We start from the raw sequence: 23,606 nt of genomic DNA on the forward strand, positions 1-23,606 counted from the left end.
GTTGCTTCGCGCCTGGGTTGCGCGCGTGCTTCGCGCCCGGCTTTCACAGCCATTACGTGGAGCGCGAGCCGCGTTGGTGGCCCAGCTCCACTGCTCGTGGCGGAGCCGGGAGCCTGTGGCCTAGGCGCGCGCCCGCTTTGCTTCCTTCTTGGCAGCGTCTTCCTTAACGCGTTTGGCCTCGGCGCGGACGGCCGCGTGGGTGGCGCGCTCGGTGACCAGCCACGCCGGGGGAGCCTGCAGCAGTGCGGTGATTTCCGCCGTCGTCAGTGCGTCCTCAATACCGCCGCGGGCCAGGCCACTGATGGAGACGTTCAGCTTTTGGGCCACCACCGGGCGGGGGTGCGGACCGTTGCGGCGCAGTTCGGCAAGCCACTCCGGCGGATTGGCCTGGAGTTCGGCGAATTCGGCGCGCGTGATGGTTGATTCCTGGAACTCCTGCGGTGTTGCGGGCAGGTAGATGCCAAGTTTCTTGGCAACGGTGGCCGGCTTCATGGACTGGGAGTCTGCAGAGGTCATGCTTCAAGGGTATCCGGGCGGACGGTACTGTGAAGACGTGCCCACCGAGAATGCCTCCCAGCCAGACGCCGCCCCTTCAGGGCCTGCCGATCCTGCCGTTGCGGAGGCTCCCCGCGTCCTTCGCGTCGCCTACGTGGCAGGCGTCACGCCCGGGAAATGGATCCGCCGGTGGGAGGAGCGGGTGCAGCACGTCCCACTCGAGGCATTTATGGCTGACGACGGCGCACAGGTCCAGGTGCTGCGTGACGGTTCCGCGGACCTCAGCTTCGTCCGCCTTCCCGTGGACCGCGAGGGCCTCAGCGTGATCCCGCTTTATGAGGAGCAGCCCGTGGTGGTCGCCCCGAAGGGCCACGAAATTTCGGTGTTCGAGGAAGTGGCGCTCGCCGACCTCGAAGAGGAGTCGTTCCTGGACGCGGCCGCGCTGGGTGGTCCCGAGGCCGCCCTGCGGGTGGTGGCCAGCGGCGCCGGACTGGTGATACTGCCCATGTCCGTTGCCCGGCACTTCAACGTCAAGGACACAGTTGCCAGGCGGCTGTCCGGGGCACCCGCCACCGGGATTGCCGTCGCATGGCCCACGGACTCAACCGACGAGGTGATCGAGGAGTTTATCGGGATCGTGCGGGGGCGGACCGCCCAAAGCTCCCGCCAACCGTCCGCACAGCCCGTCAACGTCAAAAAGGATCCCAAGCCTGACCGGCGCGGCAGCGGAACCAAGAAGGCTCCGAAGGTTGCCCAGCGATACGCGCCCAACCCGGATAAGGGCCGGGGCAAGGGTTCACGGAAAAAAGGCAAACGCTAAGCAGCGCCCCTGCCCGGCGGGAGGCTCTGGGAACGCCGGAAGGCCGGCCCCTTGCGGAGCCGGCCTGCCTCAACCTGAACCGTCCCAGGTGCTGTGATGCTTAGGTGTTTTGGACGTGGTCTTTGGCGTCGGTGGCGCGGTCTTTGACGTCGGTGACGGCGCCTTGGCCTTCGGCTTTGACGTTCTGGACGCCGTCGGTGGCGGTGGCTTTGACGTTTTCCATGGCTTCCTGGGCCGGTTCCTTCAGGTCCTGGACCATGTCCTTGGCCGCGTCGGTGACCTGGGTGGCCAGGGGTTCGGCGGCGGTCTTAAGCTGCTGGGCCGCTTCGCGTTCCTTCTGGCTTGCCGGGATCAGGGACGAGACGAGCATCCCGGCGCCGAACGCGATCAGGCCCGCGGCCAGGGGGTTGCCCTGGGTCTTGGCCTTGACCTGGTCCGGTGCCTGGGAGATCGCGGTGCCGGCGTCGGAGAGTTTGGCGGCGGCCGTGTCCTTGGCCCCGTGCAGGGTGTCCCCGGTGGAATGCAGGGCCCCTGAGGTGTGCCCGGCGCCGGAGTGGACCTTGTCCTGGACCGAGGACGTTGCTGAGTCTGCTGCTCCCATGATGCGCTCCTTCACTCCGCTGACGGCGTCCTTCACTTTGTCCGTCTGGCGGTGGACGATGTTGGACGGGGTGACTTTGTCCGCCACCGCGTCCACGTTGGTGCCCAGGCGGGCCCGGGTTGCTTCTATGTCTGCACGGATTGCGTCCGGGTTTTCGCTCATCGGTTTACCTCACCTGGTTTTAGGGTTGGGGGAATTTCTGCGAGTGTTTCACTGGTCTGTGGGATGCCCTGGACCTGTTTGAGTTCCTTGCGGCCCATCGAGGCCAGGACCGCGGCGACGATGGCCCAGATCACGGCCACGATCACGGCGGCCCAGCCCAGCGGCATCAGGGCGCCCAGGGCGAACATCAACGCCAGGGACAGGAAGAGCAGGACGAAGTGCCCGGCCACGCCGGCGCCGGCGAGCATCCCGCCGCCTTTGCCGGCCTTGGTGGCGGACTGTTTGAGTTCGGCCTTGGCCAGCTCCACTTCCTGGCGCATCAGCGTGGACAGGTCCCGGGTCACATCACCCAGCAACTCACCCAGCGACGCGTTGTCCGCCTTCACATGCGCCGCACTCGGCGGCGTCTCCGGAATCTGGCTACTCACAGCTGGCGTCCTTCCGTGGACCGGTAGGTGCCGTCGGCAGCGTGGTAGCTGCCGTCCTCGTCACGGTACGGGTCATCTTCGAACCGAAGCGGGCTGTCCTCGGCGGTGCCGGAGGGCAGCGTGCTGGTGGATACCGGCGCTCCGGTGCCGACCACCGGCTCAGCAAACAGGTCGTCAGTTCCTGCGGCGTACACCGTCTCCTGGTGGAGCGGCGCTACCGGCGCGGACTGGACGGGCCGCTGGGCCGGGGTGGACTGGATGCCACCCTGGGAATCGGAGGCCCCTGCAGTGAGGCCGCGGGTGAGGCGGCCGGCGAGGACACCGGCGCCTGCTGCGAGCAGGAGGAAGGTGCCCGGCCGGTTCCGTGCAAACCGCTGGACTTCGCCGAGCAAGTCGCCCGGCTGCTTGTTCTCAAGCCAGGAAGCGACCGATTCGCTGCGCTGGGCAGCCTGCCGGATCAGGTCACTGGCCATGCCCTGCTGGTCCGGGGCGTCCGCCATGCTCTGCAGCTGGCTGGAAATCGTCCGGATGCCCTCGGCGGCCTTCTGCTGCTGGGTTCCGGCCTGGCTGGTCAATCCGGACTTCGCCTGGGACAGCAGATCCTGCGCGCTGTTCTTGGCCTCGGCGGCTACGTTCGCAGCTTCTTCCTTGGCAGTTTGGGCTACCCCCTGGGCTGCAGTGGCGGCCTGGCCGGCCACGTTCGAAGCCTCTTCCTTGGCCGCCTCTTTCTTGGAGGTGCCGGCGGTGCCGGTACCGGCCGAAGTGGCGTAGGTGTCTTCAACTCCTGCTTCGGAAGCGCCGTAAGGGTCCGAGATCGCGGGGTTGGGTGTCTGGGGCCATTGGTTCTCTGTCATCATGCTCTCTTTCACAAAGGGTCAGCTGGCGATCAAGAACCAGCAGTGCTGGCTGTAGTTAGTAAGCAGGGTTACTACTTAGATACTAAGCACACTTCCCATTTGGATTGCAAGGGGGCCCGTCAAGAGTCTTGGGTTTGAGGGGCAAGTGGCGGGGCGGATAGTAAGCGTACTTGCGAACAGGATGCTAAGCATGCTTATTGTAGGTAGGTAGCGACGCATAAAGGGGTAATGCCACCCGTACTTCGCCACCTATAGGAAAGGCCGCGGCCGATGACGAGCAACCTCGATCCGGATGCACGGAACAGCTACCGCCTTATTACGTTGGCGGCGCGATTGGTCCAACGGCGTCAGGATGATGCTCTGGCGCCCCTTGGCCTGACGCGGGCAGCTGTCATAGCCCTGGAGGGGCTGTCTGCAGGACCACTCAACCAGGAGCAGCTTGCCGAAGTTGTCCGGGTGCAGAGCCAGACCTTGGGCAGGGTACTCACCCGGCTTGAAGGCTCAGGACATCTCACCAGGACCCGCCAGTCCACTGACCGGAGGCAGTTTAAGGTGGAGCTCACCGATCTGGGCCGGGCGGCCCTTGAGGCAGCCCGGCAGGCCGAAAGAGATGCCTATCCGGACGATCCGGAGATCTCCTGGAAGGTTCTGCAGGACGAACTCACCAAGTTCATCCGGGCCGTGCCTCCCGGCCGGGACCCGGAGGTGGTTCCCTTTGTAGCCCCCGATCACCACCGCACCCCCCGCCGGTTGCCGGGAGCTCGTGGCCATGGCTTCCGGGGACTGGACCACCCCCACCCGTAACGGCAGCAGTGAAGGGCGGGGCAAGGACGCTGCCGTCAAAGGAGGCAGTTCCGGGGATCCTGGTCAGGCTGCGCAGGCATCCTTCAAAGCCTGGACGGAGTCGCTCGGCACCTGGTCTCCGGCCTCCGCAATCTGGCCCAGCGGCGTCGTAATTTCACTGGGTACACCGGCGGTTCGGGCAGCCGAGACAAGCCCGCCAAGGGCCCGTTTGTCCTCCACGCTGACCAGGCCGTCCTGGACCACGGCGCAGATCTGCCGGTTGACTTCGTCAGCAGCGGCCGTGGCCACCTTCGAGGCGGCGTCGCTGGCCGCATTCCCGGCAGCTTCCTCGACGGCGCCACAGCCGGCGAGCAGCAGCATCAGGGGCACGGCGGACAGGGCGGCAAGGCGGGGATTCATGGTTCCACCCTAGCAATGGCCGGTGTGGGCCTTGCCTGCCCGCGCGGTTACCGGCCGCTGGCTGCCGGCACGCCGAGGATGTGATCCAGGAGCCCGTTCCGGAACTTCCCGTCGGGATCGTGGGCCGAGGCCAGGGACCTGAACTCCGCGAACCGGGGATACAAAGACTCCCAGTCGTGCCCGGTTGGGGAGAACAGCTTGCCCCAGTGGGGCCGGGCGCCGAAGGGCCGCAGGGCCTCCTCAAGGTCCGGAAGGAGTGCTTCCACCTCGGGCTGCATCGGCCGCCAGGTGAAATGCAGGGCAACGCTTTGCTGCCGGTAGAACGGGCTCAGCCAGAATTCGTCCGCGGCGCCGGTGCGGATCTCGGAGACAAACAGCAGAGGCGCCAGCTTGTCCGCCAGGCCGCGTACTGCCCGGAGTGCCGCCGGCGCGTGTTCCAGCGGCAGGATGAACTCGCTCTGGAGCTCCTCGCCCTTGCTGGGAGTGAACTCGTGCCGGAAATGCGGCAGCCGGTCCAGCCACTGCCCCGGCTCATCCAGCTGGAGGGTGCAGTTCTCAGCGGACATGTCAGGCAGAGGATGGCGGGGCCGCGTGGCGGCCGTGGCATCAAACATCTCGGCCAGCGGGGGTTCCGAGGCCAGCGCCTTGAGCCACACCTGGCTGATGGTTTCGCCCGTGTAGTCGGTAAACATGCTCACGCTGTAGGCGCTGGACATGATGCGGGTAAAGTCGGTCAGCGCCCGTTCCCACGGCAGGTTCTCAAGAACGCGCTGGCGCATGGGAAAACTGGGCTGGACTGTCAGTTCCAGGCCGGTAACGATGCCCAGGGCGCCCAGGCCCACCACGCTGGCCAGGAACTCGTCGCCATCGGCCCGGGTCAACGTGACACTTTCACCCGAGGGCCGGACCAGGTCAATGGACTGCACTGCGCCGGCCAGCGAGGGATTGTTGACTCCGGAGCCGTGCGTTCCGGTCTGGACCGCGCCTGCCACCGAGATATGGGGAAGGGACGCCAGGTTGTGGATGGCCACTCCGGATTGCTCCAGTGTGCGGCACAACGCTCCATAGCTGACACCCCCGCTGACAAAAACAGTGCCGCGCTCAGGGTCCAGTTCGATCCTCTGCGGCAGGGCATCGAGCAGCACGTGCACACCGTCGGTGTCCCCCACCCGGTTAAAGGAGTGCCGGGATCCCAAGGCCTTGACGTGCCCTTCCCGCTCCACTATTCGGGCCAGCTCCGCAACGGATTCCGGACGCTCAATGTGCGCTGAGGAGTATTCGAGGTTTCCTGCCCAGTTCTTCAAAAGCCAGCTTTCCGGTGGGGGTTGTGGGTTTGCCTCCTCCACTGTCAGCGCTAACAACAATGAGTGTCAAGGTGCTTCCGCGCCCCACAGCTTCCCCTCCGGCAGCATTGCATGTCCACCCGTTCATCAGGGTACGGACATCCCGAACCGCCACTGATCCGAAATTCATACGCAGGCGCCGTCCGGCGCGTGCCTGAATCGTGGCAGAGTGGGATGCAGTCGAGTTGAGGGAGGAACTCAGTGTCTGATCTGGGAAAAGCAACCACCAGCGTCTCTGAGGGCGATGCAGTAGGACAGGCCGGGGAAACCGGCGATGAGGCTGGCGTGGGGGCTGCCGAGGTCACGGAATCCGCAGAGGCCGCGGGAGCCGCGGAATCAGCAGAAGCCGCGGAGGAAACAGGCCTGGAGGAGGCAGAGGCCCCGGAAGTTCCGGAAATCACCTTCGATGAAAAGTTCTACCCTGCCCGGCCCAAGGCATTGCGGCCCGTGGCCCGCCGTCGGCAGTACTTCGCCAATGCCCCGTCGCTGGAACTGGACGGACTGAACAAAACCTACGTGGAGTGGTTGCGGAACCAGGCGATGCTCGGCGACGCCAACGTCCTGGCCCGGCAACTTTCCGGTCAGGCGAGCATGTGGCAGCACTCGTTCGCGCACCCCAACCCGCGCGCCGCCGTCGAACGCGCCTCCGTGTGGTTTACCGCCTACCCGCTGTCCTTTATGACTACTCCGGGGCAGTCTTTCCTGGGGGCCCTCGGTGACCCGGAGTTGTGGAAGACGTTCCGGGAGATCGGGATCAGGGCCATCCACACCGGCCCCGTGAAGAAGGCCGGCGGGCTGGAGGGGTGGAGGGAAACGCCGAGCGTGGACGGCCACTTTGACCGCATCAGCATGGCGATCGATCCGCTGTTCGGCTCCGAGGACGAGTTCCGCCGCATGTGCGAGGTCGCCGGGGAGCACGACGGCACCATCATCGACGACATCGTGCCCGGGCACACTGGCAAGGGTGCGGACTTCCGCCTTGCCGAAATGAACTACCGCGATTACCCGGGCATTTACCACATGATCGACATCCCGGAATCGGACTGGCACCTGCTGCCGGACGTCCCCCCGGGCGAGGATTCAGTCAACATCAGCCCCGACGCCGAGCAGGCACTGCAGCAGGCGGGGTATATCATCGGCCGGCTGCAACGGGTCATCTTCTATGAACCGGGCGTGAAGGAAACGAACTGGAGCGCCACCCGGGCCATCGTGGACACCACCGGCCAGAAGCGCCGCTGGGTGTACCTGCACTATTTCAAGGCCGGGCAGCCTTCCATCAACTGGCTGGATCCCACCTTTTCCGGCATGCGCCTGGTGGTTGGCGATGCGCTGCACTCGCTGCTTGACCTGGGCACAGGTGCCCTGCGGCTGGATGCCAACGGCTTCCTGGGCGTGGAAAAGAGCGCGGCGGAGCAGCCCGGCTGGTCGGAAGGGCACCCGCTCTCGGAGGCAGCCAACCAGCTGATCGGCAGCATGGTGCGCAAGGTGGGTGGCTTCTCCTTCCAGGAACTGAACCTCACCATCGATGACATCAAGGCAACCTCGGAAACCGGGCCGGACCTGTCCTACGACTTCATCACCCGCCCCGGCTACCACTACGCCCTGGTCACCCAGGACACCGAGTTCCTGCGCCTCACCCTTCGCCTGGCGATGGAGATCGGCGTGGACCAGGCATCCCTGGTGCACGCGCTGCAGAACCACGATGAACTGACCTACGAACTGGTGCACTTCGCCACCCGGCACAAGGACGACGTCTTCGAACTCGCCGGCAACGAACTGACCGGCACTGAGCTGACCGAACATGTGCAGGAGACGCTGCGGAACGCGCTGACGGGGGAGAACGGGCCGTACAACGCCGTGTTCACCACCAACGGCATTGCCTGCACCACGGTCAGCGTGATTACCGCTGCGCTGGGGATCAAGGACCTGTCCTCCCTCACCTCCGAGCAGATTGACACGGTGCGGGAAGCCCACCTGCTGCTGGCGATGTACAACGCGCTGCAGCCCGGCGTCTTCGCGCTGTCCGGCTGGGACATGGTGGGCATGACAACGCTGGACAGGGCCCAGGTCCGCGAGCTCACGGCGCAAGGCGATACCCGGTGGATCAACAGGGGTGCCCACGACCTGATGGGCACCAACGCTGAAGCCACTGTTTCGGCTTCGGGCATGCCCCGGGCGCGCAGCCTCTATGGCCCGCTGCCCGAACAGCTCAAGGACGAACACTCCTTCGCGCGCCGGCTCCAGAAGGTCCTCAAGGTGCGTGAGGAATGGGGCATTGCCACCGGTGTGCTCCTGGATGTTCCGCAGGTTTCCCAGCGCGGGCTCCTGGTGATGGTCCACCGCCTGGCATCCGGACAGATCCAGGTGACGGTCCTGAACTTCTCGGGTGAAAGCATCATGGGCAGCGTCAACTCCAGCTACCTGGAGGCCGGGGCGGGGGTGAAGGACCTGTTCACCGAGGAGACTGTGGGCCAGGTGGACGACCTGCACAGCTTCTTCATCGAACTTGGCGCATACCAGGGAACGGCGCTGCTGATTGAGGAGCCGGTCCCCGCCGAGGAGGAGAACGCGGAAGCACTGTAGTTTCCTGCCCTGGTCAAAGCTGCCCGGATCAGGCAGCTTTGACCAGGGGGAGCTCATCCCAGTGCGTGGTGTACCGGGGGGAGCGCATTCCGCGTTTCATGGTCCAGTCCGGGCCGCCGCGGATTCCTGCATGGCCGAGTCCGATGGAGCCGCGGCCATAGCGGCGGGTGATGTCCTCCAGCAGCGGGCCGATGTGCCTCTCCTCGTGCGGGTTTTCGAAGGGTTCCAGCGGCTTCTGGTTGCCGCTGGGCCGCAGGTCCGTGACCATAATGCCGGCGCGGGCGTACTTGGTGCCTTCGATGATGGAGGGCAGCAGGGCGTGGGCGGCCCTGGTGAGGATGACGGGGTCCGCCGTCGGCATGGGCAGCGGGACGCAGACGGAGGGGAAGGACGTCTGCTGCGCGTTGAAGTGTGATGTTCCGGCGAACGCGGTGAGCAGTTTGGCCTGCAGGCTGTGCTTGGCCAGCCGCGCGCTGGCCATCTGGGCATAGACGCTGAGGACCTGCCGGACGTGGTGCGCCGTGGTGATGGGGGTGGAGAACGAGCGCGAGAAGATCAGTTGGTCCCGGCCGATCCGCGCTTCCTCCATGGGGATGCAGGGGGTGCCCTGCAGCTCGAGGACTGTCCGCATCATCACCACGGAGAAGCGCTCGCGGATCCTCACGGGGTCGGCGTGCTTGAGGTCCAGGATGGAGTGGATGCCCATCGCGTTCAGGCGTTTGGTGATCCGCGTTGCCACTCCCCAGACTTCAATTACGGAGAGCCTGGCCATCAGCGCCTCCCGGTGTTCCGGCGGAACAGAGTCCCACCGGCAGACGCCGCCGAACGCCGGGTTGTGCTTGGCCCATTTATTGGCCAGCTTGGCCAGGGTCTTGGTGCGGGCAATGCCGACGCAGACCGGCACGCCGACATTCCTGGCGGTGGCGGCCTTGATGGTCCGGCCGAGTTCCAGCAGGTGTTCCGGAGTGCCTTTGACCCCCAGGAACGCTTCGTCGATGCTGTACACCTCCAGCCAGGCGGAGTAGCGGCCCAGCAACTCCATCACCCTGGCGCTGATGTCCCCGTACAGCTCATAGTTGCTGGACTTGGCGATCAACCCCCATTCCTTGGCCCGGGGCGCGATCTTGAACCAGGGCTCGCCCACCCCAATTCCCAGCGCCTTCGCCTCGGGCGATCGGGTGACAGCGCAGCCGTCGTTGTTGGAGAGCACGATCAGCGGCTTGCCCTCCAATGACGGGTCGAAGACGCGCTCGGCGCTGGCATAGAAACAGTTGACGTCCACATGGGCGATCTCGGGCATCTGCCGCATCGTTGCCGGCTTGGTCATGGCCGCCCCTCACACATGGTGCAGGCACCGGGTGGCCACACCCCAGATGGTCAGCTCACTCAGTGCGGGCACCAGGATGTCCGGATATTTGGGGTTTTCAGCCTGCAGCACCACGCCCCGGGCGGTGATCCGCAGCCGCTTCACGGTCAGCTCCCCGTCCAGCACCGCCACCACCACCGACCCGTCCTTGGGTTCCAGGGCCCGGTTAACAATGAGCTCGTCGCCGTCACTGATGCCGGCCCGCTCCATGGAGTCGCCGGTCACCCGGACCACGAAGGTGCTGGTGATGTCCTTGATCAGGTGTGCATTCAGGTCTATCCGGCCATCGAAGTAGTCCTGGGCAGGTGAAGGATAACCGGCGGCCACAGGTATCGGGGACAACCACGCCAGCTGCAACGAGAGTCCCGCATCTATCACACGGGGACCGATTATGACGCCCACAACACACCCTTATTCGAATATATGTTCGACACCTTGAGTGTACAGCGGAGCGCGGACAATAACGACGGCGGCAGCTCACCCAGGTGAAGCGGATGCGCAAGGGGAGCGGTCAGGGCGTCCGCTCCACCGCAGCGAGGATGGCGCCTCCCAGGTCCGCCGGCCTCGTGAACTGGGGCCAGTGCCCGGTGGGCAGGTCCACGTATTCGACGTCCTTCATCCGCGCGAGCTCGGCGACAAAGGGATGGCCGGCGGCGATCCACTCCCTGAGCATGGCGGACGGGAACTCGCAGGCGATCACGGTGGCCGGAACGTCATACCGGCGCTCGTTACCCAGATGCTGCAGGTCATAGGCCACTCTCTTTGGCTGGGGAATGGCGCGTACACGGAAGGCTTCGCGCAGGCCTTGGTCGAGGTCGACCAGGTCCGCGTCCTCGAACTCCTCCCACGGCGGCAGCGGCACGTCGTCGCCGTCGGCCGTCAATTCATCGTTGATGACGCCCCCTTCGCCCAAGGGTCCGCTGTCCACGTAGATGGCCCGCGCCACCCGGTCCGGCCGGGCGTCCACCGCACCATGGATGATGGCCCCGCCACCGGAATGCCCCACGAGGACCACCTTGCCCTCCAGGGCATCGACGGCGGCGGCCACGGCGTTGATATGGTCCCGCAGTCCGATGCCTGAACGGTCGGCGCCAACGGACTCCAGTCCCGGCAGCGTGAGCGGATGTGTGCGGTGGCCGGCGGCGTCCAGCACGGGTGTCACCTCCGCCCAGGATGAGGCGTCCAACCAGAAACCGGGTACCAGGATGATGTCCATGACGGCACCCTACTACCCGGGCGGACGAACTGAACGCGTATTGGTCAGCGCCGCTTGCGGTCCTTCCCGCCCGGCCTTTCCTGCCGTTCCACCAGGCCGCGCTCGGCCCACCGCTGTGACTTTCCTGCTGATACCACCTTCTGGTGCCATTCCCGCTGGTAGGCCCGCTGGGCTGCAACGTCGCTGCGCCGGGCAAGGGCGGCCAGTTCCCGCTGCAGCTTCAGGTAGCTGTGCCAGCGGCGCTCGTCCAGCACGCCGTCGGTGATGGCCGCCTGGACTGCGCAGCCGGGCTCGCCGTGGTGGGCGCAGTCCGAGAACCGGCAGTGGGCGGCCAGTTCCTCCACATCGCCGAACATCTCACCCATGCCGTCCTCCGCGTCGAACAATCCGAAGCCCCGCACCCCGGGCGTATCCATCAGGACCGTCCCATTGGAGAGGGGCACCAACTCGCGCGACGTGGTGGTGTGCTTGCCCTTGAAATCGCCCGGGCGGACCTCCCCGGTGTGCTGGACCTCGTGCCCCACCAAGGCGTTGATGAGGGTGGACTTGCCCGCGCCGGAAGGACCCAGGAGCACGAGGGTGCCGCCAGAAGGGATTTGCTGCAGGAGTTCGTCGATCCCGTCGCCGCTTTCCGCCGAGGTGGTGACCACCTCCACGCCGGCGGCCTGCAGGACAACTTTCCCGACGACGTCGTCCGCCACTTCGGCGAGGTCCGCCTTGGTGATGATCACCAGGGGAGTGGCGCCGGAGTCCCACGCCGCCACGAGGGTCCGCTCCAGCCGGTTGTGGGTCAGTGGCCGGTCCACGGGCACTACAAGCCCCACCATGTCCATATTCGCGGCCAGGACCTGCGCCGCGGAGGAGTCCTCGAACGCGCGTTTGCGGCTGAGCTCCGACCGGCGCGGAAGGACGCCAAGGATCTGGCGCCCGCCGGCCCGGTTGGGCCCGATCCACACCCAGTCCCCGGTCACTGCCGTCTCTCCGGTCAGTGGGTAGGGCAGATGCAGGATGTCGGCTCCCACCGCGACGAGGAGCAGGGTGCGGTCCACGCGGACCACCCGGCCGCGTTCGGTGGCGTCCGGCAGGGGATGGTCCTCGAAGTGCTGGGCGACGGCGGGAGTGTAGCCGTAGCGGAGGGGACCTGTGTTTGTTGACGTGGGGTTACGTGCTGTGCTGGTTGAAGGGTTAGTCGAAGCCAGGACGTGGCCTGAAGGAATGCTCACTGTGATACCTCGGGGAAAACACCCCTGCACCGGCAGCTGGCAGCCTTGGTGCTTCGGCGCTCCGCAGTGAGGTCAGGCGGTGCAGGCGCGGCACAGGGGAAGGGTTTGGACGAAGGATGCGGAGCGCTCAGTGCGCACGGCTGTGAAAGTCATCAAAAACACCTCCCTCTCTACGCGGCAGGACCCGGAACCGGTCCCTGGAAAGTATCTGGAGCTCGCCGGCTTACACGTGGCGTGCATGTGGCGGGCACCAGTGAAGGTCCCGACCGGTCCCACCCTAGCCCCGGCCGCAAGCCTCCACCAGAGCAAAAGTGAAAGCGCCGCACAGCCGGAATGAGAAAGCCGATTCCTAGCGATGCAGTTCCAGCGCCCGCTTCTGCCGCGCGGAAATGCTCGAAACGTAGCCACAGTTGGTACACGTGATGCGATAGGACCGGGACGTGGTGAACACGGGGATAAAGAAGAGGGTGAACTTTGTGGCCCGCTCCTCAAGGCGGTGGTGCACAAAGGACCCGCAGTGAGGGCAGGTAGCCGGTTTGCCGGGCAGAGCGTTCAATACCGTCTTGAAACCGAAGAGAAGAAGCACCTTTTTGCCTTTCGGAGTGGTCCGGGGGACTATCAAACAACCTTAGGCCCCGCACAGGCTGAAGTGGTTGGCCTGACAGCCTCCGGGACCGGTGCAATACTTGGGGTTCAGCACGCTTTTGGCGCATTCGGGGGGACTTCGTTTAGATGCTTCTGGATACCGCAACCCTGAGAATCGCGTTTGGCCTGATGGCGCTGGTCCTGGTGTTCCTCTTCTACTTCTCCGCGTACCGGATCACGCGCTCGCCGTACAGCGGCTGGTGGTGCCTGGCGCTGGTGTTTTTTGTGTCCGGGTCCGTGTGCTTCCTGCTGGACGGCACGCCACACCAGGTCTGGGGCAATCCGCTGGGCAACGTCCTGCTGGTCCACGGTGGCGTGGCGGTCTGGGCAGGGGCACGTTCACTGCGGACAGTCCCGCCGCCCCGCTGGGCCTTTAGCGGCATTCCACTGATCACCCTGATCGCCTCAGTACTGGACAAGCCGGCCACCAACACCTGGTCCGGGGGGCCGGTCTTCCTGGCGGCTATGAGCCTTACCATCGGGCTCGCGTCCCATGAACTGTGGCGCCTGGAACCGGGGTATTCGCGCGTCCGGATCCCCATGGCCGCGGCGGCCGGCGGTCTCTCGGTCTTCTACTTCCTGCGCTGGCTGGCCTTCCTGGTGGAGGGGCAGGACGGCCCCACCTTCGTTACGGTGTTCGGTTCCGCCGTTACCACCCTGGTCACTATGGTGCTGCTGGTGGTGGTCTCGTTCAGCATGGCCGCCCTGAGCAGCGAACAGCAGACCAGGGCCCTGCGCGTCGTGGCCTCCCGTGACGACCTCACCGGTCTGCTCAACCGCAAGGCATTCCTGGACCTGGCAGCCGAGCAGCTGGCCGACCTCGCCACTACCCGCGGCTCCGGCACACTCATCCTGGCCGACCTCGACCATTTCAAAGCCGTCAACGACACCTATGGCCACGCCGCCGGCGACGTAGCGTTGCAGTCCTTCGGAAACGCCTGCAGCGCCACCGTCCGGTCCACCGACCTGGTGGGGCGGTACGGCGGCGAAGAGTTCGTCCTCCTCCTGCCCGGCACCAATGCCGAACGGGCAGAAAACATAGCCGAGGAGATCAGCCGGCGCCTGGCCGCGGCCCCGGCCGCGGACGGAATGGAGATGCCCACCGTCAGTTACGGGATCTCCGCCTACGACGCCGGCACTACAGACGTGGACCACCTCATCGCCGCCGCGGACGCCGCCTTGTACCGGGCCAAATCACTGGGCAGGAACCAGACGGCCCGCAGCGACAAGATGCGCTAGCGCCGTCACCGCAGGGGCTGTTCAGTTCCCGGCATTGAGCTTTCCGGCCAGCCGCTCGCGCATCTGGATGCTGGCGGAGTTCAGGCCAATCAATTCCACCTCGCGGCCGTGGCGGCGGTACTTTTCCGTCACGGCGTCCAGCACCGCGATGGTGGACGCGTCCCAGAGGTGCGAGGCGTGCAGGTCCACCACCACGCGGGTGATCTCCGGGTCGGCATCCAGGGCATATTCGAACTGGGTGTAGAGATCGTTGGACGAGGCGAAAAACAGCTCCCCGTCCACCGTGTACGTGGCAACTTTTGCACCGTTAACCTCGAGCACGGTCCGCTCAACGGTGACAAAGTGGGCCACCCGGCGGGCGAACATGGCCATGGCCGCGAGCACCCCTGCGCCGACACCGATGGCCAGGTTGTGCGTGGCCACTACCACCCCGACGGTGATCAGCATCACGGCGGTTTCGGATTTCGGCATGGTCCGCAGTGTCCGCGGCGCGATGGAGTGCCACTCGAAAGTGATGGCGGAAACAAAGATCATCACGGCCACCAGGGCTGCCATGGGGATCAGGCCCACAACGTCGCCCAGCACCACCACGAGGACCAGCAGGAAGACGCCGGCCAGGAAGGTGGAGACGCGGCTGCGTGCACCGGAGCCCTTGACGTTGATCATGGTCTGTCCGATCACCGCGCAGCCGCCCATGCCGCCGAGGAACCCGGTGACAATGTTGGCCACGCCCTGGCCCAACGATTCGCGGGTCTTGTTGGAGCGCGTGTCCGTGATGTCGTCCACGAGCTTGGCGGTCATCAGGGATTCGAGCAGGCCCACCAGCGCCATGGACAGCGAGAACGGTGCCAGGATCTGGAAGGTTTCCCAGGTAAGCGGCACGTTGGGGAGGAAGAAGGTGGGCAGGCTTTGGGGCAGTTCGCCCTTGTCGCTGACCGTGGGCACGTCCAGCCCCGCCAGTACGGCAACAACGGTGAGCACCACGATGGCCACCAAGGGTGATGGCACCGCCGTCGTAAGTTTCGGCAGCCCCACCACTATCAGCAGCCCGGCGGCCACGAGCGGGTAGACCAGCCACGGAACGCCGATCAATTCGGGCAACTGGGCCAGGAAGACCAGGATGGCCAGGGCGTTGACGAAGCCCACCATGACCGAACGGGGGATGAAGCGCATCAGACGGGTCACACCGGCCACGGCGAGGAGGATCTGGAAGACGCCGGCCAGGATCACCCCGGCAATCAGGTAGTCCAGCCCGTGGCTGCGCATCAGGGGCGCGATCACCAGTGCCACGGCACCGGTGGCTGCGGAGATCATGGCGGGCCGGCCGCCCACGAACGCGATGGTCACGGCCATGGTGAAGGAGGCGAACAGGCCGATCCGCGGGTCGACGCCGGCAATCACCGAGAAGGCGATGGCCTCGGGGATGAGGGCCAGCGCCACGACGAGGCCCGCCAGGGCTTCGGTTTTGAGCCTGCGCGGGGACCGAAGCGTGGCGTGCACGGACTGCAGTTGCTGGGGCAGGGGTGCCCTGTTGGCGGCAGTGGTAACAGCCATGGTCCGGCTCCAATCGGGGCATTGGAAGCGCGGCGGCCGTGGCCTGCGCGCGTTTGCGCCTCCAACTTTACGCGGACCCGCGACGGGCCCTGCACCTGGCCACGTTGTGTAAGTGTGGAACCCGGGGGACGTCATCCGGGAGCAGGCTGAATCACGGCTGATAAAATAGCCGGGTTGCAGGGCGGCCTTTTCGCTGGTGCAGCCAGCGCCGTAACGAAGTAGGGGACCAACACACATGACGGCAGGCGGTGCACACCTCGGGACGTCGGAAAGCCAGTCTGCCGTGACGTCCGCTGTGGCCGCCGAGCCTGCAAAACGCCGGGCCTTTGTGGCAACCATCGAAGGATTCCTTGGCGCCCTCATGATGTTCGTGGGTTCCATCGGCACCGGCTGGATCGCCAACGGCTCGCCCATGATCCGCCAGCCCATCGTCATCGCGCTGCGCACCGAAGGCTGGGGCGTGACAGTTTCCACCGTGCTGCTGACAGTGGGCGCCATGGTGCTGATGCGGTCCTGGCTGCGGCTGGGGCAGCGTCTTTCCGACTGGGGCGCCACGTCGCTGCGGTCCGTGGTCATCGCCATCTCCGCCTGGTCCCTGCCCCTGCTCTTTTGCGTGCCCGTCTTTTCGCGGGACGTCTACGCCTACACCGGCCAGGGCCGGCTGGTGATGGAAGGCCAAAACCCGTACCAGGTGGGCATCTCCACGCTCAACAACTGGTTCGCGCTCGGCGCGGACCCGGCCTGGGCTGAGAACAGGACCCCTTACGGCCCCTACTTCCTCTGGCTGGCGCGGGGCGTCGTCGGGCTGACCGGAGCCCAGCCGGATGCGTCCGTGCTGCTCTTCCGCCTCCTGGCCGGCGTGGGCGTGCTGCTCTGCGTGATCTACGTGCCCAAGCTCGCTGAGCTGCACGGCATTAACGGTGCGCGGGCGCTCTGGATTGCCGTGGCCAACCCGCTGTTCCTGATCAGCTTCATCGCCAGTGCGCATAACGATGCCCTTATGGTGGGACTCGCCGTCGCCGGGGTCTACTTCGCCGCAACCCGCCGGTACCTGGCGGGCATCCTCCTGGTCACGGCGTCCATAGGAATTAAGCCCATCACCGTGCTCCTGCTGCCGTTCATTGGCGTGATGTGGGCCGGGCCGTCCGCCTCCTGGCCGCGCAAGTTCCTGATCTGGGGGGCGACGGCGGGCATCAGCTTCGGTGTGCTGGCCCTCAGCGGGATCCCGTACAACCTGGGACTCGGCTGGACCTGGGCCATTATGGACGGCACCCCCGGCTACACGGGCTACTCGCCCTCCGGCTTCCTGGGCCAGCAGGTGGAGTTCCTGGCCAACGTGCTGGGACTGCCTGGCGGCACCTTCGCCACCCTGCTGCGGACCGGCATGAAATATGCCGCCATCGGGCTGGTGGTGCTGCTCATGTTCCGCGGTGACTACTCCCGCGCGGTGCGGCGGATGGCCTTGGCGTTCACCGCCGTCGTGATGCTCTCACCCATCATCCAGCCCTGGTACATCCTCTGGTTCGTGCCCTTCCTGGCTGTTACCGGCATCCGCGACGACTGGCAAATCCGGTCCTTCTACGTGGGCGTCACGTTCTTTGTGGTGTTCGGCGCGCAGGACCAGCTCTCCGTGTGGTCCTTTGTGGAACTGCCCATCGACGCGTCGTCCCTGGCGTTCATCACCGCCCTGGCATTTACGTTCTACCTTCTATTCCTCGATGTGCATACACGGAAGCTTCTCATCGAGGCGAAGCCCTGGGACCTGGCCAAGCGCGGCTGGAACTGGGTGCTGGAGCGGCGTGAAAAGTACCAGGCCACGCGGCCGCACTAGGCAACCAGGAGGCGCTGGCACTGCTTGCTGGCGCCCAGAACTAGGCGCCCGCGGGCACCGCGGCCGGGGACTTGCGGCCCAGTTCCGCCGTGCGCTTCACGGACCACCAGAGCAGCACCACCAGGAGCACGTTCCGTGTGGTGAGGATCGCGGCCATCACGGGGTGGGCGTGGATGAGCGGCGTGTAGAACAGCGGGTAGATCACGAAGGTGGTCACCGCGATGCCCATGAGCAGGGCCGCCGGTACCTTCCACCGCTCCCAGTCATGGGTGAGGCCGGCGATGATCACCGGTGCCAGCCAGATGATGAACTGCGGCGAACCCACCTTGTTGAACACGATGAACGCCGTGACCATCATGAGCGAACCTTCAAGGAACAGCTCCTCCCGCTCCGCGCCGCGTTTCAGCGCCCGGACCAGGAGGATGGCGGCCACGAGGGCGGCGAGGATCAGGAGCGGCTGCATCAGGAACGCTGCCGTGCCGGCGCCCGGGCCGTAGACCTCGGTGGAGTTGATGGCGGTGTTGTCCGCCATCCTGGACCCGGCGATATTGAGAACGCTCAGCCAGACCCACGGTGTGGAGAACGTTGCCTCCAGCTGCATGCCGCGCTCGCCCTGGTTCAGGAGGAAGTCCAGGATGTGGCGCAGCCCGCCGGACAGCCAGGTTCCCACTGCCACCACCGCTGTTACGGCGACGCCGGCGAGGACCACCTGGATCCGCTTCCGGCTGGCAATCACAATGGGCACCAGCACGGCTGCCGGCCACACCTTGATCCAGGTGGCAATGCTGAGCAGGACGCCCGCCACCACGGGCCGCTGCGCCGCATACAACAGGGCAACCAGCACGATGGGGGCGGTAATGCCTTCCACCCGGGCGAAGCTGAGGTAGCCCATAAAAACGGTGAAGAAGAGCAACCACCAGGCCGGGGCAATGCCGCTCACTTTGCGCGGGCCGCGCGTCAGGAAGGCGAGCCCGATCGCGTTAAGGGAGGTGATGATCAGGAACCAGACCAGCAGGTACAGGCTTGGCCCGCCGATGTTCGCCAGGAAGATGGGGAGCTGGGCCAGCACCGGATACACCCACGGGCTGATCTTTCCGTCCAGGTCCTGCGGGTTGTAGCCGTCCTGGGCCCATTGGCGGTACTGCTCGGTATCGCTGAACGTATCGCCGTTGAGGAAAAAGGACGCCATCCAGCCCAGGAAGTAGAGATGGACGACGGCGAAGCCCCACCACACGCTGGACGGGCGGGCGAACCAATCCACCACCTTGGCGGGAAGGATTTTGGTGCGGATGGTGACCAGGCGGTCAAAGAACGTCGCGGAAATCTTAGGACTCCTTGAGCGCAGGAGCGGGTGCGGGGGTCTTTTTGCCCAGCAGGTAGAGGCGCCGGACGCTCCAGAGGAACAGCACCACCAGCAGGACGTTGCGGATGGTCAGCACCAGGGCCATCCACGGGTTGTTGTGGCTGAGGGCGTCGTAAAACAGGGGGTAGATGAAGTATGTGGCCACGGCGATGACGATCAGCATGGCGGCCGGAACCCGCCACTCGCGCCAGCTGTGGGCCAACCCAACGGCAACCGCGGGCGCCAGCCACACCATGAACTGCGGGGAACCCACCTTGTTGAAGACCACGAACGCCGTGGCGAGAGTGAGGGCACCGGCCAGGAGCAGCTCCGTCCGGTCCACGCCGCCGCTGATCTTTCCGTTGTGCAGCGCCCAGAACGTCAGCCCGGTCACCAGCAGGGCCGCCAGGACCAGGAGCGGCTGCATCAGCACGGACATCAGCGCCGTGCCGGGGCCGTCAACCTGCATGGAGTTGATGGCCGTGTTCATGTACATCCGGGAGCCGCCCGCGTTCAGGACGGACAGCCAAAGCCAGGGCGTGGTGAAGGTGGCTTCGAGCTGCATGCCCCGGTCGCCCTGCTGGGTGAGGAAATTCAGGAGCTTCGGCAGGCTGCCCGCCGCAGCGGCAAGCGCAACCACCACCGCCGTCGTCGCTATTCCGGCGAGCACCACCAGGATCCGGTTCCGGACCACGGCGAACAGGGCCAGCATGATGGCCGCAGGCCAGACCTTCACCCAGGTGCCGATGGCCAGCAGGATGGAGGCGATGAAGGGCCGGCCCACGCCGTAGGCGAGGGCCACGAGGACCAGCGGTGCGGTAAGCCCGTCCACGCGGGCGAAGCCGAGCCACCCCATAAGGAAGGTGAACACGAGCCACCACCAGCCTGCGGGGATGGCCTGGCGCTCACGGCCGCGGTTGGTCAGCTTCAACAGTGCCCAGCCGTTGAGCAGGGTGGTCATCAGGACCCACAGGAAGAAGAACGGTCCGGGCCCGGCCATTCCCGCGATGGCCATGGGGATCAGCGCGAGGATGGGGTAGACCCAGGGGCTGGGACCGCCGGTGAGGTTGGCGTCGTTGAAGCCTGCCATGGCCCAGTCGCGGTAGATGAACGTATCGCTGAAGGCTTCACCGCGCAGCGACAGGGAAGCTGCGAAGACCAGGAAGACCAGGTGCACCACGATGAAGCCGCCCAACAGGCCGCGCCCGGTGCTCAGCCGGTTTCGGACAGGTGCGGGAAGGATGACGTTGCGGATCCGGGTGAGGTTGCCGAAGAAAGCGTCCGTGGAAATGGCGGGATCCTTGTCAGGTCGTGGCACACGTGTGGAATTGTGCTGGTGGCTTTGGGTTCTGCCGCATGGCTGGGGTTCAGGGGCATGGGAGCCGTCCGGAAACAGCGTCCACTCCTGTCCAACTCTAATTCACGGTGCTTTGGCGCCCGTAATTGCTTCAGGGTGCTCGCGCCGCCGGGCCTCTGACCTGCGCTGATCTTTTAGTTGATTTTTCAAGTTGCTGGCGCTGCGTTGCTGGGGCATCATGAACTGGGCATACCAATGCCCAACTTCCTCTGCAGCCCTGGGGAGCGCAGATGTTTGTACCGCCCCTGACCCCCAACCCACAAAGGCTAGACCCATGAACTTTCCACTGACCCTCACCGTCGCCGACCGCCAAAGCATGGACAGCGAGCTCGACGCCGCCGTCACGGCCGCCAAGGCCCACGCACTCGCCGGGAAGCGTTACGGCATCCTGGTCACCCGGCACGGGGTGGACAAGTTCACAGTGGCTCTCAGCGACGCCGTTCCCTTCGGCCTGACCCGCGAACACCAGGCCTGGTAGCCGAATAGCGCTCCACACCGCTTCGCGCCTCGGTTTAAGGAGGGGCGTCGCCGTTTGTGGGGGTGCCTAGTTCCCTCCGGCGTCCCCGGAGTCGCCTGACACTCTTCCGCTGCGCTGCTGCAGCCGGTCGATGTGCTTGGAGGCTTCCGCCTTGCTGAGATCAGCCGGCAGTTCTTCCCCAGCTTCGCGCGCCAGCGTATCGAGGTAGCTTCGCTGTGCCGCGGTCATGGGTTCGTCGCCAGTCACCCAGTCCTCAGGATCCCTGTTGAGTCCTGCTTCCGGTTCGGGAGTGGGGCTGCCAAGGGTTTCTTTGCCATCGTTATTCTCCATAGGGGAGATTCTAGGCTCCGGGACTGACAGCGCGCCTGCTTATGCGGGCCTGCCCGGGTGGAACGGCAGACGGAAGGGGAGGCTGATGCACTCCCTTCCATTTCCAATGTATCGCCCCGGGTGGGGCTTGCCGCAAGGCCCCGTGGGGGCCGGATAATCGCAGATGCCTCAACCGGGAGAACGGGAGCAGATGCGATGACTGGACACGCGGTAGTGATAGTAGGCGGAGGGCCCACGGGGCTGATGCTGGCAGGGGAGTTGGCGCTCGCAGGAGTTGAGGCCGCGATTGTAGAGCGGCGCCCCAGCCAGGAGCTGGCAGGTGCACGGGCGGGTGGGCTTCACGCCCGGACCATTGAAGTCCTGGACCAGCGCGGCATTGCAGGGCGGTTCATCGCCGAGGGGCAGGTGGCCCAAGTGGCGGGCTTCGCGGCCACGCGCTTTGATCTCAGCGGTTTTCCCACCCGCCACCCCTACGGCCTCGGGCTGTGGCAGAACCATATCGAACGGATCCTCGCGGGCTGGGTGGCTGAGCTGGCCGTGACGTTCTACCGCGGCGAAGAGGTGACGGGCCTCGCGCAGGACGATGCCGGCGTCGACCTCTTCCTCAAAGACGGCAGGAGGCTGCGGGGTGACTACGTGGTGGGGTGCGACGGCGGCCGGAGCCTGGTCCGGAAAGCGGCTGGAATCGATTTCCCTGGGTGGGATCCCACCACCAGCGCCCTGATTGCCGAGGTGGAGATGACCGGCCAGCCCGAGTTTGGCGTGCACCAGAATCCTTTTGGCATCCATTCCTTTGGCCGGCGGGAGTACGAAATCGTGGACGGCAAAGTAGTTTACGCGGAGAGCGGGCCGGTGGGAGTCATGGTGACGGAGGAGCATGTGGGGCCATCCACCGAGCCAACCTTGGCGGACCTGAAGGCGGCGCTGATTGCCGCCTGCGGCTCCGACTACGGCGCCCACAGCCCCACCTGGATCTCCCGGTTCACGGACATGACCCGGCAGGCAGCCACCTACCGTTCCGGACGGATCCTCCTGGCGGGGGATGCGGCGCACGTCCATGCCCCGGACGGCGGGCAGGGCCTGAACATCGGTGTGCAGGACGCGGTGAACCTGGGCTGGAAGCTGGGGCAGGTGGTGAACGGGACAGCGCCGGAAAGCCTTCTGGACGGCTACCATTCCGAGCGGCATCCTGTCGCTGCCTGGGTGCTGCGCAACACCATGGCACAGAGCGCACTCCGGCGCCCGGACCCCCGAATAAAAGCCACGGGCGAAGTTGTTGCCGAGCTCCTTGCCATGGAGGAGCCGCGAAAGCGGTTCGCCGCGATGCAGTCCGGCCTGGACGTCCGCTACGACCTTGGCCAGGGCCACCCGCTGCTCGGACGCCGGATGCCCGACGTCGACCTTTCCGTCGCGGACGGGACCCTGACGGCCTTTTCGCTGCTGCATGAGGCGCGGCCGGTGCTGCTGAATTTCGGCGCACCCGGAGCCTTCGACGGCGTGGGGCGGCCTGACGGGCTGAAGCTGGTGGACGCCCGCTACGGCGGACCCTGGGAACTGCCCGTGCTCGGGGAGGTTCCCGCTCCTGCCGCGGTCCTGGTCCGCCCCGACGGATATGTGGCGTGGGTGGGTGACGGAAGCGACGCAGGCCTGGCGGAGGCGCTGGCCACCTGGTTCGGGTGGCCCTAGGTTAGGAGCATGACCACCAAAACGGCACTTGTCACTGGCGCATCCTCCGGCATCGGGGAGGCCACCGCCCGGAGATTGCAAGCGCTCGGCTACACCGTGTACGGCGCGGCCCGGCGCATAGACCGGCTGCAGGAACTGGCGGCGGAGGGTGTTCGGCCGCTTGCGATGGACGTGACCGATGAAGCGTCCATGACTGCCGGCATTGAGCAGATCATCGCCGATACCGGCCGCATTGATGTCTTGGTGAACAACGCCGGCTACGGCTCCTACGGTGCGCTCGAGGATGTCGCCGTCGACGAGGGCCGCCGGCAGTTCGAGGTCAACGTCTTCGGCGCGATCCGGCTGGCGCAGGTGGTGCTGCCGCAGATGCGCGGGCAGCGTTCGGGCACCATCGTGAACATCACCTCGATGGGCGGGAGGATCTACACGCCGCTGGGCGGCTGGTACCACGGGACGAAGTTTGCGCTGGAGGCGCTCAGCGACTGCCTCCGGCTGGAGGTCAAGCCTTTCGGCATCGACGTTGTGGTCATTGAACCCGGCAGCATCGCTACCGAATGGGGCGGCATAGCAGCCGACAACCTTGAAGCCACCTCCGGGCACGGACCCTATGCAGCGCAGGCGAAAGCTGTGGCCGGGACACTGAGGCAGGCGGCGCACGGAAACCGGAGCTCACCGCCGTCGGTGGTGGCTGACGCGATCGGCAAGGCCGTGAGCGCCTCAACGCCCAAGACCCGCTACGCCATGGGCTTCGGCGCCAAAGCGCTGATCACCGCGCGCGGCCTGCTCGGCGACCGCCAGTTCGATGCTCTGATTACCCGCGCCATCGGACGGCCGCGCAGCTGACGGG

Annotated in this window: 23 protein-coding genes; 8 read left to right on the top strand and 15 right to left on the bottom strand. The window is 65.9% G+C overall.

The window, feature by feature from the left end; translation table 11 throughout:
- Positions 1-120 precede the first annotated feature (120 nt).
- Positions 121-516 (bottom strand): DUF5997 family protein, encoded by a 396-nt coding sequence (locus AC5RVY_RS13845; RefSeq protein WP_493955282.1) that lies wholly within the window; start codon positions 514-516, stop codon positions 121-123.
- Between AC5RVY_RS13845 and AC5RVY_RS13850 the strand changes: the two genes are divergently transcribed.
- On the top strand, positions 515-1,315 hold the full coding sequence (locus AC5RVY_RS13850; protein WP_493955283.1) for a LysR substrate-binding domain-containing protein: 801 nt from the start codon (positions 515-517) through the stop codon (positions 1,313-1,315). The two genes, AC5RVY_RS13845 and AC5RVY_RS13850, sit on opposite strands and share 2 nt — an antisense overlap.
- Before the next feature lie 100 nt (positions 1,316-1,415).
- On the opposite strand, the gene AC5RVY_RS13855 is transcribed toward AC5RVY_RS13850, so the two are convergent.
- The 3 genes from AC5RVY_RS13855 to AC5RVY_RS13865 are packed head-to-tail and all read right to left on the bottom strand — an operon-like array spanning position 1,416 to position 3,360.
- Entirely contained in the window at positions 1,416-2,078 is a 663-nt protein-coding gene (locus AC5RVY_RS13855; protein ID WP_493955284.1) for a DUF3618 domain-containing protein, read from the bottom strand.
- Entirely contained in the window at positions 2,075-2,506 is a 432-nt protein-coding gene (locus AC5RVY_RS13860) for a phage holin family protein (protein WP_493955285.1), read from the bottom strand. The genes AC5RVY_RS13855 and AC5RVY_RS13860 overlap by 4 nt, the downstream gene beginning before the upstream one ends.
- Positions 2,503-3,360 carry a hypothetical protein gene (locus AC5RVY_RS13865; RefSeq protein ID WP_493955358.1) on the bottom strand — a complete coding sequence of 286 codons (858 nt, stop codon included), beginning with the start codon at positions 3,358-3,360 and terminating at the stop codon, positions 2,503-2,505. Before AC5RVY_RS13865 ends, AC5RVY_RS13860 begins: the two co-directional genes overlap by 4 nt.
- A gap of 273 nt (positions 3,361-3,633) precedes the next feature.
- Between AC5RVY_RS13865 and AC5RVY_RS13870 the strand changes: the two genes are divergently transcribed.
- Positions 3,634-4,167: a MarR family winged helix-turn-helix transcriptional regulator gene (locus tag AC5RVY_RS13870; protein WP_493955286.1), complete on the top strand. Its 534-nt coding sequence runs from the start codon at positions 3,634-3,636 to the stop codon at positions 4,165-4,167.
- A gap of 63 nt (positions 4,168-4,230) precedes the next feature.
- Here AC5RVY_RS13870 and AC5RVY_RS13875 read toward each other — a convergent pair whose 3' ends face one another.
- Together AC5RVY_RS13875 and AC5RVY_RS13880 are read right to left on the bottom strand one after the other, a co-directional pair.
- Positions 4,231-4,566, bottom strand: a complete 336-nt coding sequence (locus AC5RVY_RS13875) for a hypothetical protein (RefSeq protein ID WP_493955287.1) — start codon at positions 4,564-4,566, stop codon at positions 4,231-4,233.
- A 47-nt stretch (positions 4,567-4,613) separates the two neighbouring features.
- Entirely contained in the window at positions 4,614-5,870 is a 1,257-nt protein-coding gene (locus AC5RVY_RS13880; protein ID WP_493955288.1) for a D-arabinono-1,4-lactone oxidase, read from the bottom strand.
- Between the two features lie 402 nt (positions 5,871-6,272).
- Between AC5RVY_RS13880 and treS the strand changes: the two genes are divergently transcribed.
- A complete protein-coding gene (gene treS / locus AC5RVY_RS13885) occupies positions 6,273-8,492 on the top strand; it encodes a maltose alpha-D-glucosyltransferase (protein ID WP_493955359.1) in 2,220 nt (739 codons plus the stop codon).
- 28 nt (positions 8,493-8,520) lie between these two features.
- Here the strand turns inward: treS and AC5RVY_RS13890 are convergent, their stop codons facing one another.
- The 5 genes from AC5RVY_RS13890 to AC5RVY_RS13910 all read right to left on the bottom strand — a co-directional run bounded on the left by AC5RVY_RS13890 (position 8,521) and on the right by AC5RVY_RS13910 (position 12,883).
- Positions 8,521-9,819 carry a Y-family DNA polymerase gene (locus AC5RVY_RS13890; protein ID WP_493955289.1) on the bottom strand — a complete coding sequence of 433 codons (1,299 nt, stop codon included), beginning with the start codon at positions 9,817-9,819 and terminating at the stop codon, positions 8,521-8,523.
- 9 nt (positions 9,820-9,828) lie between these two features.
- Positions 9,829-10,260, bottom strand: a complete 432-nt coding sequence (locus AC5RVY_RS13895; protein WP_493955290.1) for a LexA family protein — start codon at positions 10,258-10,260, stop codon at positions 9,829-9,831.
- 109 nt (positions 10,261-10,369) lie between these two features.
- Positions 10,370-11,074 carry an alpha/beta fold hydrolase gene (locus AC5RVY_RS13900; RefSeq protein ID WP_493955291.1) on the bottom strand — a complete coding sequence of 235 codons (705 nt, stop codon included), beginning with the start codon at positions 11,072-11,074 and terminating at the stop codon, positions 10,370-10,372.
- A gap of 44 nt (positions 11,075-11,118) precedes the next feature.
- Positions 11,119-12,297 (bottom strand): ribosome small subunit-dependent GTPase A, encoded by a 1,179-nt coding sequence (gene rsgA / locus AC5RVY_RS13905; RefSeq protein WP_493955292.1) that lies wholly within the window; start codon positions 12,295-12,297, stop codon positions 11,119-11,121.
- 349 nt (positions 12,298-12,646) lie between these two features.
- Positions 12,647-12,883, bottom strand: coding sequence for a zinc-ribbon domain-containing protein (locus AC5RVY_RS13910; protein ID WP_493955293.1), 237 nt, complete (start codon positions 12,881-12,883; stop codon positions 12,647-12,649).
- Positions 12,884-13,029: 146 nt separating this feature from the next.
- Here AC5RVY_RS13910 and AC5RVY_RS13915 point away from each other — a divergent pair, with 146 nt between their 5' ends.
- Positions 13,030-14,181, top strand: coding sequence for a GGDEF domain-containing protein (locus tag AC5RVY_RS13915; protein WP_493955294.1), 1,152 nt, complete (start codon positions 13,030-13,032; stop codon positions 14,179-14,181).
- A gap of 21 nt (positions 14,182-14,202) precedes the next feature.
- Here the strand turns inward: AC5RVY_RS13915 and AC5RVY_RS13920 are convergent, their stop codons facing one another.
- Positions 14,203-15,735: a SulP family inorganic anion transporter gene (locus tag AC5RVY_RS13920; protein ID WP_493955295.1), complete on the bottom strand. Its 1,533-nt coding sequence runs from the start codon at positions 15,733-15,735 to the stop codon at positions 14,203-14,205.
- 235 nt (positions 15,736-15,970) lie between these two features.
- Here AC5RVY_RS13920 and mptB point away from each other — a divergent pair, with 235 nt between their 5' ends.
- On the top strand, positions 15,971-17,566 hold the full coding sequence (gene mptB, locus AC5RVY_RS13925) for a polyprenol phosphomannose-dependent alpha 1,6 mannosyltransferase MptB (RefSeq protein WP_493955296.1): 1,596 nt from the start codon (positions 15,971-15,973) through the stop codon (positions 17,564-17,566).
- Between the two features lie 40 nt (positions 17,567-17,606).
- On the opposite strand, the gene AC5RVY_RS13930 is transcribed toward mptB, so the two are convergent.
- A complete protein-coding gene (locus AC5RVY_RS13930) occupies positions 17,607-18,830 on the bottom strand; it encodes a glycosyltransferase 87 family protein (protein ID WP_493955297.1) in 1,224 nt (407 codons plus the stop codon).
- Positions 18,831-18,891: 61 nt separating this feature from the next.
- Positions 18,892-20,226, bottom strand: coding sequence for a glycosyltransferase family 87 protein (locus tag AC5RVY_RS13935; protein WP_493955298.1), 1,335 nt, complete (start codon positions 20,224-20,226; stop codon positions 18,892-18,894).
- A gap of 313 nt (positions 20,227-20,539) precedes the next feature.
- Between AC5RVY_RS13935 and AC5RVY_RS13940 the strand changes: the two genes are divergently transcribed.
- Positions 20,540-20,743, top strand: coding sequence for a hypothetical protein (locus AC5RVY_RS13940; protein WP_493955299.1), 204 nt, complete (start codon positions 20,540-20,542; stop codon positions 20,741-20,743).
- A gap of 66 nt (positions 20,744-20,809) precedes the next feature.
- On the opposite strand, the gene AC5RVY_RS13945 is transcribed toward AC5RVY_RS13940, so the two are convergent.
- A complete protein-coding gene (locus AC5RVY_RS13945) occupies positions 20,810-21,073 on the bottom strand; it encodes a DUF3072 domain-containing protein (RefSeq protein WP_493955300.1) in 264 nt (87 codons plus the stop codon).
- 195 nt (positions 21,074-21,268) lie between these two features.
- Here AC5RVY_RS13945 and AC5RVY_RS13950 point away from each other — a divergent pair, with 195 nt between their 5' ends.
- Positions 21,269-22,759, top strand: a complete 1,491-nt coding sequence (locus tag AC5RVY_RS13950; protein WP_493955301.1) for an FAD-dependent monooxygenase — start codon at positions 21,269-21,271, stop codon at positions 22,757-22,759.
- A 9-nt stretch (positions 22,760-22,768) separates the two neighbouring features.
- Positions 22,769-23,602, top strand: coding sequence for an oxidoreductase (locus tag AC5RVY_RS13955; protein WP_493955302.1), 834 nt, complete (start codon positions 22,769-22,771; stop codon positions 23,600-23,602).
- The last annotated feature ends 4 nt before the right edge of the window (positions 23,603-23,606 follow it).

Source organism: Arthrobacter sp. Ha26 (assembly GCF_059091705.1).